This window comes from Streptomyces sp. NBC_00209 (assembly GCF_045206345.1).
Taxonomy (GTDB): domain Bacteria; phylum Actinomycetota; class Actinomycetes; order Streptomycetales; family Streptomycetaceae; genus Streptomyces.
Map to the genome: position 1 here is coordinate 5,091,508 of NZ_CP108121.1, position 12,777 is coordinate 5,104,284.

The 12,777-nt window shown below is 73.9% G+C and carries 10 protein-coding genes, 1 pseudogene and 1 riboswitch; of the genes and pseudogenes, 4 read left to right on the plus strand and 7 right to left on the minus strand.

All coding sequences use genetic code 11. From position 1 onward, the window contains the following. Positions 1-42: 42 nt before the first annotated feature. On the plus strand, positions 43-1,992 hold the full coding sequence (locus OG867_RS23155; RefSeq protein ID WP_406288061.1) for a bifunctional glycosyltransferase 87/phosphatase PAP2 family protein: 1,950 nt from the start codon (positions 43-45) through the stop codon (positions 1,990-1,992). A gap of 109 nt (positions 1,993-2,101) precedes the next feature. Here the strand turns inward: OG867_RS23155 and OG867_RS23160 are convergent, their stop codons facing one another. The 6 genes from OG867_RS23160 to OG867_RS23185 all read right to left on the minus strand — a co-directional run bounded on the left by OG867_RS23160 (position 2,102) and on the right by OG867_RS23185 (position 8,505). Next, entirely contained in the window at positions 2,102-2,539 is a 438-nt protein-coding gene (locus OG867_RS23160; RefSeq protein WP_328900002.1) for a transglycosylase SLT domain-containing protein, read from the minus strand. 303 nt (positions 2,540-2,842) lie between these two features. Beyond that, positions 2,843-3,667, minus strand: coding sequence for an ECF transporter S component (locus tag OG867_RS23165; protein WP_406288064.1), 825 nt, complete (start codon positions 3,665-3,667; stop codon positions 2,843-2,845). After that, positions 3,664-5,379, minus strand: a complete 1,716-nt coding sequence (locus OG867_RS23170; RefSeq protein WP_328900000.1) for an ATP-binding cassette domain-containing protein — start codon at positions 5,377-5,379, stop codon at positions 3,664-3,666. The genes OG867_RS23165 and OG867_RS23170 overlap by 4 nt, the downstream gene beginning before the upstream one ends. Continuing rightward, a complete protein-coding gene (locus OG867_RS23175; protein WP_406288066.1) occupies positions 5,376-6,536 on the minus strand; it encodes an energy-coupling factor transporter transmembrane protein EcfT in 1,161 nt (386 codons plus the stop codon). The genes OG867_RS23170 and OG867_RS23175 overlap by 4 nt, the downstream gene beginning before the upstream one ends. Then, entirely contained in the window at positions 6,533-7,246 is a 714-nt protein-coding gene (locus OG867_RS23180; protein WP_406288069.1) for an SCO2322 family protein, read from the minus strand. The genes OG867_RS23175 and OG867_RS23180 overlap by 4 nt, the downstream gene beginning before the upstream one ends. Further along, on the minus strand, positions 7,243-8,505 hold the full coding sequence (locus OG867_RS23185) for a prenyltransferase/squalene oxidase repeat-containing protein (RefSeq protein ID WP_406288071.1): 1,263 nt from the start codon (positions 8,503-8,505) through the stop codon (positions 7,243-7,245). Before OG867_RS23185 ends, OG867_RS23180 begins: the two co-directional genes overlap by 4 nt. Positions 8,506-8,627: 122 nt before the next feature. Continuing rightward, a riboswitch (cobalamin riboswitch) is annotated at positions 8,628-8,701 on the minus strand. A gap of 183 nt (positions 8,702-8,884) precedes the next feature. Between OG867_RS23185 and OG867_RS23190 the strand changes: the two are divergent. The 3 genes and pseudogenes from OG867_RS23190 to OG867_RS23200 form a co-directional block, all read left to right on the plus strand. Further along, positions 8,885-9,046: pseudogene (locus tag OG867_RS23190) on the plus strand (HAD family phosphatase); the annotation flags it as partial. Between the two features lie 185 nt (positions 9,047-9,231). Beyond that, positions 9,232-9,870 carry a helix-turn-helix transcriptional regulator gene (locus OG867_RS23195; protein WP_406288074.1) on the plus strand — a complete coding sequence of 213 codons (639 nt, stop codon included), beginning with the start codon at positions 9,232-9,234 and terminating at the stop codon, positions 9,868-9,870. A gap of 47 nt (positions 9,871-9,917) precedes the next feature. After that, entirely contained in the window at positions 9,918-10,385 is a 468-nt protein-coding gene (locus tag OG867_RS23200; RefSeq protein ID WP_328899993.1) for a DUF3291 domain-containing protein, read from the plus strand. Here the strand turns inward: OG867_RS23200 and OG867_RS23205 are convergent. After that, on the minus strand, positions 10,382-12,592 hold the full coding sequence (locus tag OG867_RS23205; RefSeq protein ID WP_406288078.1) for a CDP-glycerol glycerophosphotransferase family protein: 2,211 nt from the start codon (positions 12,590-12,592) through the stop codon (positions 10,382-10,384). The two genes, OG867_RS23200 and OG867_RS23205, sit on opposite strands and share 4 nt — an antisense overlap. Positions 12,593-12,777: the final 185 nt, after the last annotated feature.

Here is a 12,777-nt window from a genome sequence, read left to right on the forward strand (position 1 = left end):
ACAAGCGCGACGGCGGGAGCGAGGACCGGAACGGTACGGGCGGTGCTCTGGCTGGTCGTGGCCGCACTGGCCGTCCGGCAGATGGCGGTGGTGCTGCGGCAGCCGCCGGGCGAACGGCTCACCGATCTGGAGACCTGGATCGGTGACAACGGGGTGCTCCATGTGACCGGTTCGCTGTACGACACCGACCGGTTCACCGGCACCCCGTTCTCCGGGCTCGTCCTCAAGCCGCTGACCCGCATCGCCGAACAGAGCCTCGGGGTCGCCTGGACCTTCGGCTCGCTGCTGCTCGTCGCCGCCCTCGGCCTCGTCGCCGCCCGCGCCCTGCCGGGGCCCGTCGGCCGGCGTACCGCGCTGCTCGCCGCGCCCGTCGCGATCAGCCTGCTGATGCTCTCGCTGCCGGTGCGCAACGCTCTCCACCTCGGCCAGGTCAGCATCCTGCCCGTCCTCCTGGTCCTCGTCGGCCTCTTCGCCGTCCGGGGGGAGCGCAGGGCCGGGGTGCTCATCGGCGTGGCCGCCGCCCTCCAGCCGACCGTGCTCCTCTTCGCCCTCCTGCTGTGGCTCACCGGAAGACGCCGTTCCGCGCTCACCGCGGCCGCCGCGTTCGCCGCCTGCACCGCACTGGCGTGGGCCGCGATGCCGCACGACTCGTGGACGTACTGGGTGCACCATGTCGCCGGGGCGGGCCTCGGCGACCAGGCGGACGGCCTCGCCAACCAGTCCCTGCACGGCGCTCTGTTGCGCCTGGGCCTCGCCGGGCCGGCGGAGATCGCGCTGTTCCTCGCGCTGGCCGCCGCCGTCTGCGTCATCGGCCTGCGCCGCGCCGTGCGGTACGCGCGCGACGGGCAGCTCCTGCTCGCGGTGGCCGTCACCGGCTGCGTCGCCGTCGCCGTGTCCCCGACCGCCTGGCAGCACCAGCTGCTCTGGGTGCTGCTCGCCGTGGCCGGCCGGGCGGGCCGCAGCGCCTCCGACCGGCTGGTGTGGCCCGCCGTCGTGGTCCTGGTGACGACCCTGCCGGGCACGATGCTGCTGCCGAACGTCGAGGCGGTGTTCCCCGTACGCGACAACGTGCTGCTGATCGCCGCACTCGGGGCCGCCTGCGTGACGCCGTTCCTGCCGCGCACCTCCCCGTACTGGCAGAAGCCCGTGCCCACCGCGTACGCGCGGCCCGTTCCGGCCCGTTGGAGCAGGGTGCCGCTGCTGCCCGTCTGGCGGCGGGTGCTCGGCCGCCCCAACCTGCTCCTTGAACTCCTCCTCATCCGCGTCGTCTACTCCGCGTACGGGCACGTCAGGCTGGCCGCCACGGCCGGGCGGGACACCGCCGAGCGGCACGGGCACCAGATCCACTCGCTCGAACAGTGGCTGCACATCGACATCGAGCACCGGATCAACCACGCGGTCGCGGGCGTCGGCCGGCTGCGGGACTTCTTCGACTCCTACTACTCGACGTTCCACTTCATCGTCCCGCTGGCGATCCTCGCCGTGCTGTACGTGCGCCGCCCCGCCGACTACCGCTGGGCCCGGTCCACCCTCGGCTTCGCCACGCTCCTCGCGCTCGTCGGCTTCTGGCTCTACCCGCTGGCCCCGCCGAGGCTGATGCCCGGGCTCGGCTTCATCGACACGGTGCACGGGGTGCAGGACTTCACCAAGCCGGACTACGGGGCGCTGACGGCGGTGACCAACCAGTACGCGGCGATGCCCTCACTGCACTTCGGCTGGTCCCTGTGGTGCGGGGTGATCATCGTGCTGCTCGCCCCCAAGGTGTGGATGAAGGCGCTCGGGGTACTGCATCCGCTGTTCACGGTCTCCGCGATCGTCGCGACCGCCAACCACTGGGTGCTGGACGCGGTGGGCGGGGCGGTCGTCGTCGCGCTCGGGTTCCTCATCACGTACGTGCTCGCGGGGCCGCGGCGGCTGCGCGTGGCGCCGGAAAAGGCGGAGGGCGAAGCGGTCCGTGCGCCGGAGGGCGAGGCGCTGGCGGGCAGGCGGTAGCCCGCGCGCAGACGGCTCAGTGCCCAGCGCCCACGCCCACCGGACGCGCCGATGCCCCGGCCGCAGGGCGGTCGGGGCATCGGGGGTCACTGGCTCAAGCCGGTCCGGCTCAGTACCAGTTGTGGGCCTGCCAGAAGGACCAGGCGCCACAGGGGCTGCCGTAGCGGGAGTTCATGTAGTCCATGCCCCACTTGATCTGCGTACCGGCGTTGGTCTTCCAGTCCGAGCCGGCGGACGCCATCTTCGAACCGGGCAGCGCCTGGACCAGGCCGTAGGCACCGGAGGAGGCGTTGGTCGCGCTCGGGTTCCAGCCGCTCTCGTGGCTGACGATGTTGCTGAAGCACTGGAACTGCGCGTCGTCACCGATCATCTGCTTCGCCGTGTCCTGGGCACTCCCGGCGGAGGCCGGTGCGGCGGACGGGGCCGCCATGGCCGGGGAGACACCCAGGCCGATGCCGGTGGCGCCCAGCAGCACGGAGGCGCCCGCGATGGCGGCCTTGCGGCGGGAGGTGCGGGGCTTGGCGATGAGGTTACGGGCGAACGTCACAGGGATCCTCACGGTGGGGAACGGGGGAGTCGCGGCTCGGTCCGAATCCTGCGCTGACCGGCGTTCGTCGACCGCGATCCCTGGTGAGGACCCTGCGGTGCTCGGCGACGAGATCCAGTCTTAGCGAGCCCGTTCGGCGGTGGCAACGACCCCTGATACGAACCCGCCTCGCACCCGGGGCCGAAGGTCCCGAACCACACCAAACCGCTCCATAGGAGGTCGCTTGGGGTGCGGCGGGGCCCCGCGAGCCCCGTGCGCGGCTCCTAAGCCGCTTCGTACAGGACCAAGGTCCTGTGGGTGCCCTCACTCGCCAGGGGCGCCGAATGTGACCTGGGCCTCGAAGGAAGCCCGCCGCGTCGCCCGCCGCAGCGCCTTCAGCAGCGGCGCCCCGACCGCAAGCGTCAGCACGATCGTGAGCACCGCCCGGCCCAGGTCCCAGCCCAGCGAGGTCGTCGCGCAGTACGCGAGGAAGCGGACCAGGTTGTCGCCCAGCGGGTCACCGGCCCGGAACGAGATGCCCGAGGCGAGGCCCGGCACGATCGTCCACCCGTACAGATTCATGATCGTCCCGTACGCGAGCGAGGCGACGGCCCCGTAGGCCGCCAGCATCAGCAGCTCGCCGCGCCCGCGCAGCCGGTCCGGTCCCGGCAGCAGCCCGGCGCCCATCGTGAACCAGCTCATCGACAGCATCTGGAACGGCATCCACGGCCCCACCCCGCCGGTCAGCAGCGCGGACGCGAACATCGTCACGGACCCCAGCACGAAGCCGAAGCCCGGCCCCAGCACCCGCCCGCTCAGCACCATCAGGAAGAACATCGGCTCCAGGCCCGCCGTGCCCGCCCCCAGCGGGCGCAGCGCCGCCCCGACCGCGGCCAGCACCCCCAGCATCGCGACCGCCTTCGCGTCGAGCCCGGCGTCCGCGATCATCGCGACCACCACCCCGACCAGCAGCGGCAGCAGCGCGGCGAACAGCCACGGCGCGTCCTGCGCGTGCGCGAGCCCCGAGTCCCGGTCCGCGAGCAGCGGCCACCCGAAGGCGGCGATCCCGATCGCGCTGATCAGCACCAGCGCGACGATCGCCCGGGGGCCGAGCGGGACCGGGCGGCCACGTTTCAGCACCTCGCTCACACGCCACCTCCCAGAGCCGCGCGCACCTGGGGGACGGTGAGCCATTCCTGCGGGGCGAGGATCTTGGCGGTCTGCGGGGCGAACGCGGGCGAGGACACCACGACCTCGGCGGTCGGGCCGTCCGCGACGACCTCCCCGTCGGCGAGGATCACCACCCGGTGCGCCAGCTCGGCGGCCAGCTCCACGTCATGGGTGGCCAGCACGATCGCGTGCCCCTCGGCGGCCAGCGCGCGCAGCACCCCGACCAGCCGGGCCTTCGCCGCGTAGTCCAGACCCCGGGTCGGCTCGTCCAGGAGCAGCAGCGGCGGCCGGGCGGTGAGCACCAGGGCGAGGGCCAGCGCCAGGCGCTGCCCCTCGGACAGGTCGCGGGGGTGCGTGTCGTCCCCGACCCCCGGCAGCAGTTCCGAGACCAGGGCCCGGCAGCTGCCCGGCTCCGCCCCGGCGTCCGCGTCCGCCGCCGCGCACTCGGCGGCGACCGTGTCCGCGTACAGCAGATCGCGCGGCTCCTGCGGTACGAGGCCGACGCGGCGCACCATCTCGCCCGGCGGGGTCCGGTGCGGGGGCAGGCCCCCGGTCAGGACGGTGCCTGAGGTGGGCTCGACCATGCCGACGAGGGCGCCGAGCAGCGTGGACTTGCCCGCGCCGTTGCGCCCCATCAGGGCCACGGTCTCCCCGGCCCGGACGGTGAGCGACACCCGGCGCAGCGCCTCGACCCGGCCGCGTCGGATGCCGAGCCGTTCGACCCGGGCGGCGGGGGCGCCGGTGGCGGGTTCCGGGGCCTCGTGCGGGTCGCGCCGGAAGAGGCGGGCGAGGGCGCCCCGGCCGGAGGCGGGGCGGGGCGGCAGGGGTGCCGCCGGAGAGCCGGGCGCGTCCGGGGCCGGGTGCCCCGGCGTCACCTCCGCCAGCCGCTCGCGCAGGTCGCCGGCCCTGCGCCGCGCGTCCCGGACCGTAAGGGGCAGCGGGTCCCAGCCCGCGAGGCGGCCGAGCGCGACGACCGGGGGGTGCACCGGGGAGACCGCCATCACCTCGGCGGGCGTGCCCATCACCGGGGCGGCGCCCGGCGAGGGGAGCAGGACGACCTGGTCCGCGTACTGCACCACGCGCTCAAGGCGGTGTTCCGCCATCAGGACCGTGGTGCCCAGGTCGTGGACGAGCCGCTGGAGGACCGCGAGGACCTCCTCGGCGGCTGCCGGGTCCAGGGCGGACGTCGGTTCGTCCAGGACCAGGACGCGGGGGTGCGGGGTGAGGACCGAGCCGATCGCGACCCGCTGCTGCTGGCCCCCGGACAGGGTGGCGATCGGGCGGTCGCGCAGCCCGGCCAGGCCCAGCAGGTCAAGGGTCTCCTCGACCCGCCGCCGCATCACGTCCGGGGCCAGGCCCAGCGACTCCATGCCGTAGGCGAGCTCGTCCTCGACCGTGTCGGTGACGAAGTGCGCCAGGGGGTCCTGGCCCACCGTGCCGACCAGGTCCGCCAGCTCCCGGGGCTTGTGCGTCCGCGTGTCGCGCCCGCCCACGGTGACCCGCCCGGTCAGCCGGCCGCCCGTGAAGTGCGGCACGAGCCCCGAGACGGCACCGAGCAGCGTGGACTTGCCGACCCCGGAGGGGCCGACGAGCAGCACCAGCTCACCCTCCGGGATCGTCAGGTCGACCCCCGAGAGCGTGGGGCGCTCGGCCCCCTCGTACCGCACCGAAACAGCGTCGAACCGGATCACACCTGCTCCTGGAAGCCTGTGGGGGAGGGCGGGACGGGCGCGACCACCGCCGGAAGGAGCCCGAGCAGCACGGCGGCGGCCGGCCACAGCGGCAGCACGGGAGCGGTCAGCGGTACGACCCCGGGGTGCAGAGCCGCCGGGTCGGCGTTCCCGGCCCAGATCATCGCCGTCGCGACCGCCGCCCCGGACCCGGCGATCAGCCAGGCCCGTACGCCCCAGCGGTCGGGCCGGTAGCGGGTCCGCACCGAACGCGCCCCGCCGAGGCGCAGCCCCGCCATCGCCGCGAGGAGACCGGCGACGAGCAGCGGGACGCCGTAGCCGGCACCCTCGGCGGCCAGCAGCCCGTACGTACCGGCGCACACGCCGAGCAGCCCGCCGAGTGTCAGGACGTTCGTGGTGTGCCGGACGGCGGCCGGGACACGGGCGGTACGCCCGTAACCGCGCGCGTCCATGGAGGCGGCCACGGCGACCGACCGTTCGAGGGCGCCCTCCAGGACCGGCAGGCCGATCTGGAGGACGGCCCGCACACCGCCGGTCGGGCGGCCGCGCAGCCGGCGGGCGGTGCGCAGCCGCAGCACGTCGGCGACCATGTTCGGCGCGAAGGTCATCGCCACGACGACGGCCACCCCGGCCTCGTACAGCGCGCCGGGCAGCGACTTCAGCAGCCGGGCCGGATTGGCGAGGGAGTTCGCCGCGCCGACGCAGATCAGCAGGGCCGCCAGCTTCGCCCCGTCGTACAGCGCGAACAGCAGCTGCTCGGCGGTGACCCGGCCGCCGATCCGGACGCCCTTCGCCCAGTCGGGCAGCGGCACCTCGGGCAGCGTGAACAGGGTGTGCGTGCCGGGGATCGGCGAGCCGAGGAAGACGGAGAACAGCAGCCGGACCGCGATCACGAAGAGCCCGATCCGGATGAACATCCCGTACGACCGGGCCCACGGCGCGTCCGTGCGGCGCGCGGCCACCACATAGCCCGCGACCCCGACCAGCAGGCCGAGCAGCAGCGGGTTGGTGGTCCGGGAGGCGGCGGTGGCCAGGCCCAGCGCCCACAGCCACCACGCCCCGGCCGGCACCGCGTTGGAGCGGGTCGCGGCGGGGGCGCGCCAGGCGGGGAGCCGGTGTGTCGCGGTGTCCGTGCGGCCGGCCGTCGTGCCGGTCATCCGCGGCGGCGGCGGGCCTGCGCGACTGCGGCGATGCCGAGGAGCAGCACGGCGCCGATCCCGACGAGGATGCCGGCGGACGGGCCGCCGTCGTCGCCGTGGCCGGCGGTGGAGGCGGCGTCGGAGGAGGCCGGGGTGGGTGCCTCGCTGCCGCCGTCCGTGCCGCCGTTCGCAGCGCCGCCGTCCGTGCCGCCGGTGTCGGCGCCGGAGACCTGTTCGCCGCAGCCGGTGGCCGGGTAGCCGGAGATCGCGCAGAGCATCGCGCTCGCGTCGTAGCGCAGCGGCTTGGCGACCGCCGCCAGGGCCTCCGCGCTGCTCGCGTCCTTCGCGACCCGCGCGCAGGCGGTACGCAGCGGGGGCGGGGTCTCCCCGTCCGGCGCGTCGGCCGCGGTGCCCGGGTCGATGACGACCGCGACGCGCTTGCTGCCGTCCTTCGCCGGGGTGTCCGCGCAGACCTTTCCGAAATCGGGGGCGCGGCGCGGCTTGGTGGCGTCCTGCGAGTCCGCGCTCACCGCGAAGCGGAAGCCCTGCACCGAGCCGTCCTCGGGCCGTACGAGCGACGGCCCCTGGGTGGCGTACGACCAGCCGCTCGCGGAGCCCTCCCAGAACGACCAGTAGCGGTAGCCGGCCGCCTGAGCCGCGCCCGCGCCGAGCAGCGCCAGGACGGCGCCGATGACGAGGAGCGCGAGCGCCCGCGCGACGCGCCTCATAGCTGCTGGTTCTTGCGGCGGCCGCTGATCAGGAAGCCGGCGCCCGCGCCGACCGCGAGGCCGATACCGACGAACCACCAGACGCCGCCGATGCCGTCGCCGTCACCGCTGTCCTTCTTCTCCTCGTCCTCCGTGGCCGTCGGTTGCGGCTTCGTCACGGCGGCCGGCTCGGGGCCGGTCGCGTTCAGCTGGGCGACGAGGTCGGCGCCGCCGAAGTCGTGGACGTCGGCGCCGGTCGCGTGGGCGGCCAGGATCAGCTGGGCGTAGGCGGCGGGGCCGCTCTGCTTGGCCCAGGCGGCGGAGTTCTTCTTCAGCCAGGCGACCGGGCCGGCCGCCTTGTCCTTGTGCCCGGCGGCGGACAGGGCGACGACCGCGTCGGCGGTGTTGCCGAAGTCGGGCTGCGGGGCGCTGTCCTCCGCGCCGGGCATCGGGGCCGCGTCGAGGTGGCCGCTCTTGGCGAGGGCCGTCGCGAGGTAGGAGGCGCCGTTCTGCGCGGCCTGCTCGGGTTCGAGCGGGGAGCCCTTGTGGCAGGAGGGTTCCTTCACGGCCGCGTTGTCCGCGACGACCAGGCCCTTGCCGAGCGCGCCCAGGACACCGGCGGCGGTGGCGTCACCATTGGCGGCGAGCTTTCCGGCCTTGTCGGGCTGGTAGGCGAAGGCGCCGCCGTCCTTGCCGCCGCAGGGGATGGAGAACGTGAGCAGGGCGGCGTACGGGGTCTTGCCGCCGTGCGTCGTGACGTCGCCCAGCTTCTCGCCGGCCCGGGCGAGGGTGCCGATCACGATGGACGTGGAGTTCGCGTCGCTGGGGCTGCCGGCGGTGTAGCCCCAGCCGCCGTCCTCGTTCTGGATGGACTTGAGCCAGCTGACCGCGTTCGCCATGGCCTCCTGGTGCCCGCCGATGGCGCGCAGGGCCTGGGCGGCGGCGGCCGTCGCGTTGGTGTCGACCATCGTCTTGCCGTTGCAGGGCGCGGAGGCGTCCGGGCGGTACGCGGGGAAGGCGCCGCTGTCGCACTGCTGGCCGGTCAGCCAGTCGACGGCCTTGGCGGCCGGGGTCACGCCGGTGGCCTGCTGTGCGAGGAAGGCCAGGGACTGCCGCCACACCCCGTCGTACGTCGGGTCGCCGGTGCCGTAGAGCCCGGAGGGCAGCGCGGCCGGGGCGGAGGGCGACGGCGACGGCGCGGCGACGGCGGCCGGGGCGGCGGCCGCGCAGAACGCGGCGGCGGTGACGGCGAGCGCGGCGGCGCTGCGGCGTGCGGTCATGGCGGGCGGTGCCTCTCCTGGGGACCGGGCACGGCACACACGGCACCAGGCTCCGGCTCCGTATACCTCGACGGGGCGGGCCGCCGGGGTTCCGGCGGAGTGAGCCGGTCACGACTCGGACAGGGCATTCCGACTTTCGCCGCGTGCGGCGGTTTACGGCTGCGGGTCAGTGCCGGATTCGCACCGGCTTCCCCCTGAACGGGCATAGTGACGACGCGGCCAGTCTAGCGGGCGGGGTTTGTTCCCCTACCCGCCCCTTCCCGTAACCGGGGCGCTGCCCAGGACCCCGCGCCTCAAACGCCGGCGGGGCTGGATTTCGGGGCTCCGCCCCGGACCACGCCTTTCACGCGCTGGTGCAGGCACTACTCCTCGTTACGACCGCGAGTCCAACAGCTTCGGTCTCGACCCGTTCAACCCGTACGAACACGTCGGCATCTGGAACCTGTTCGACGTGCACGTCGTGTCCGAGCTGGTGGGCCTGGCGAAGCCCGACCCGGAGATCTACCGAGTCACCCTCGATCTCATCGGTGTCCCGGCCGAGCTGGGGCCCGCTTGAGGGCGAAACTTCCGCCCGCCCCGCTCGCGTCGGTCACCCGGGCGACGATACGGGAGCCGGCTGCCCAGGCGCACAAGGATCGGGCGGCCAGATCAAGCCCTTACGGCGATTGAGGAGCGGGGGTTCGGGGGCGGCGCCCCCCGAGAGGCGTGCGGCCTAGACTCGGGGCCGTGAGCAGTGATGACGCCGCCCTGGACGCGCTAGCGATGCTCGGGGACCCCGTACGCCGCGGGCTGTACCGGCACGTGGCCGCCGCCCCGGGCGACGTCACGCGGGACGCCGCCGCGGACGCGGTCGGCGTGACGCGGGCCGTCGCCGCGTTCCATCTGGACAAGCTCGTGGACGCCGGGCTCCTGGAGACCGCCTTCCGCCGGCTCTCCGGTCGCACCGGACCCGGCGCGGGGCGGCCGTCCAAGCTGTACCGGCGGGCGGACGGCGAGCACGCCGTCTCCGTACCGCCGCGTGCGTACGACACCGTGAGCCAGTTGCTCGCCGAGGTGGTCGAACGGGCCGGGCTCGACACGGAGTTGCAGGCGGCGGCGCGGGCCGCCGGAAAGGCGGCGGGCGCGGCGGACCCCGTCGAGGTGCTGCGGGGGCGCGGCTACGAACCGTACTGGGACTGCGGGAAACTCCGCCTGCACAACTGCCCGTTCCACGCGCTGGCGGAGCAATTCCCGGCCCTGGTCTGCGGGATGAACCTCGCGGGCATCGAAGGGCTGCTCGGCGAGGGCTGGAGCGCCGCCATGGACCCGCTGCCCGAAGGGTGTTGCGTCGCGATCGAGGGGCCCGAAGGGGTCGGCGAAGTCTAAAAAAGATTCCGTTGACTTTAGAAGGTTCACCCGGCCATGCTGGGCCCGTGAACGACTTCCACCTTGCCCAGGTCAACGTCGGGCGCATCCTCGCCCCGCTCGACAGCCCCCAGCTCGCCGACTTCGTCGCACAACTCCCCGAGATCAACGCCCTCGCCGACCACGCCCCCGGCTTCGTCTGGCGGATGGTGGACGACGAAGGGGCCGACGCGACGGGGCTGCGCCCCGAGGACGAGGACGACCTCCTCCTGTTCAACTGCTCCGTCTGGGAGTCGGTCGACGCGCTGAAGGCGTACGTCTACCGCAGCGACCACCTGAGGGTCATGGCTCGCCGCCGCGAATGGTTCGAGCGGCTGGCCGACCACCACATGGCCCTGTGGTGGGTCCCGGCCGGCCACCGCCCGAGCGTCGAGGAGGCGATGGACCGCGTCGCCCTCCTCCGCGCGCAGGGCGCCACCCCCGACGCCTTCACCTTCCGCGCCCCGCACCCGCCGCCGACGGGCAACGCCTCTTAGGGCCTCGGCGCCGGAGTGCGCCGCGCGAGCGGGACCGGCGCCGGGCCCTCCTCGGAGAGGAAGAGGCGGCGGACGACGCGTTCGGCGGCGTGCCCGTCGTCGTACGGGCAGAAGCGCTCCCGGAACGCGGCGCGCAGCGCGGCCGACTCGGCGTCGCGCCAGCGGCCGCTCCGGAAGACCTCGGTGAGCTCGTCCTCGGTGGCCGTGACCGGCCCCGGGGTATCGCCGGGAAGGCCGGAGAGCAGGTCGAAGGTGACCCCGCGGACCTGGTTGTACGTCTCCCAGTCGTCGGCGTGGATGACGAGGGGGCGGTCGAGGTTGGCGTAATCGAAGATCACGGACGAGTAGTCCGAGACGAGCACGTCCGCGGCCAGGCACAGTTCCTCGACCGAGGGGTGGCGGGAGACGTCGATGACGCCGTCGTGCCCGGCGAGTTCGCCCAGGCGCGGGCTCCGGCTGTCGAGCGGGTGGGCCCGGACCAGCAGGACGAAGTCCTCGCCCAGCGATTCGGCGAGCCGGGCCGGGGCGAAGGGCGGCGTCCACTCCTTCCGGTAGTCCCGGTGGGTCGGCGCGTACAGCACGGCCGTCCTGCCGGGGGCGATGCCGAGCCGGGCCCGGGCGGCGGCGACCTCCTCCGCTCCGGACGTGTAGAAGCGGTCGTTGCGCGGGTACCCCGTGGCCAGGGACTCGAAGGTGCCCGGGTAGACACGCTCCCACTGGGCCGTCGAGTGCGGGTTGGCGGAGACGCTCAGGTCCCACTGGTCCACCCGCTCCAGGAGCCGGTCGAAGTCCATGTTCCGGGCGGCGGCGGGATAGGACTTCCGGTCCAGGCCCATGCGCTTGAGCGGAGTGCCGTGGTGCGTCTGCGCGTACACCTGGCGCGGGCGCTTGACGATGCCGTCCGGGAAGTCGCCGTTGCTCACGAAGTACGTGGCGCGGGCCATCACCTCCCAGTAGCGGCGCGACCCGTGGACGACGTAATCGATGCCTTCGGGCACCTCGCGGGCGAGTTCCGCGCGCACCAGCCACACACCGCGCACCTCGGGGGCCAGTTCCCTCGCCTTCTCGAAGACGGCCAGCGGATTGCAGGAGGGCAGTCCGCCCCCGTACGAGGAGTAGACGGCGAGGTTCGGGTCCAGCGGGCGCCGGCGGTGCACGCCGTACAGGCGCTCGGCCGCGCGCTCGCCCGCCTTCGCTGTGATCCTCCGGACCTTCTTCGGTCCCTTCCGCCTGGCCCGGACGGCGAGTTCGGTCGCCCGGTAGGTGCCGAACGACCGCTTGGCCAGGGCGCGCATGGCGGCCCCGACCGCCCCGCCCGGCGGCGTGAACCCGGCCGGGAGGTGCTTCGCGTAGAAGTCCGCGGTGAGGGCGAAGAAGTCCTTGCGGTCGGCGACCTGCACCCGGTCGGGGCGCTTGAGCACGAACAGCATGTGGTCCAGGGCGCGCCCGAACAGCAGGCTCTGCGCCCAGGCCAGTCCGGGGCGCTCGGCGAGGGCCGCGAACAGCCCCTCGTACTGCCCGAAGATGTCGAAGTGCTTGCGGCCCGGCGTCTTGGTGATCGCGCCGTGGCGGCGCTGGCGGTATTCGACGCCGACCCGGTCCAGGCAGCCGATGCGGTCGGCCGTGACCATCGCCAGATGGGAGACGGGCGCGTCCTCGTACAGGCCGGGCGCGTACTGGAAGCCCTCCCGCAGGAAGAACTCCCGGCGGAACGCCTTGTTCCAGGCCACCAGGAACAGCTCGATGAACTCGGGCCGGTCCTGGACGCGGAAGACGTCCGTGCCCGCCCTCGCGACCAGGTCCGCGGTCTGGCTGCGCGGGCCCTTGCCGTACCAGTGGGTGCGCACATGGTCGAAGACCAGGATGTCCAGGCCCCCCACCGCGTCGAGCCGTTCCGCGAGCGCCTGGAGCAGACCGGGGGTGTAGGAGTCGTCGCTGTCCAGGAAGAGGACGTAGTCACCCCGCGCGTGCTCCAGTCCGGCGTTGCGCGCCCGCCCCAGGCCCACGTTCTCGGGCAGGTGCACCGCCTTGACGCGTGCGTCGCGGGCGGCGTACTCGTCGATGATCGCCCCGCAGGCGTCCGGCGAGCAGTCGTCGACCGCGATCACCTCGATGTCCCGGAACGACTGCCCCAGCACCGAGTCCAGGCACGCGTGCAGGTATCCCTGAACCTTGAACACAGGGACGACAATGCTGAATCGGGGCATTCGGGAACTCCAGGTCACGTGCGGGAATGCGGGAGGTCGGACAGACAAGACTCCCGAGCCCGCCGAAGCGTTGTACGAGGTGAGGAGGGGTGCGTCCGCACTCTGCCGGGTACCTTACGGGCTGACGCCGGGCGGCAGGCTTCAGGACGGGCCTAGGGCCTGTCTGACCATTCCCGTCGTCCGCC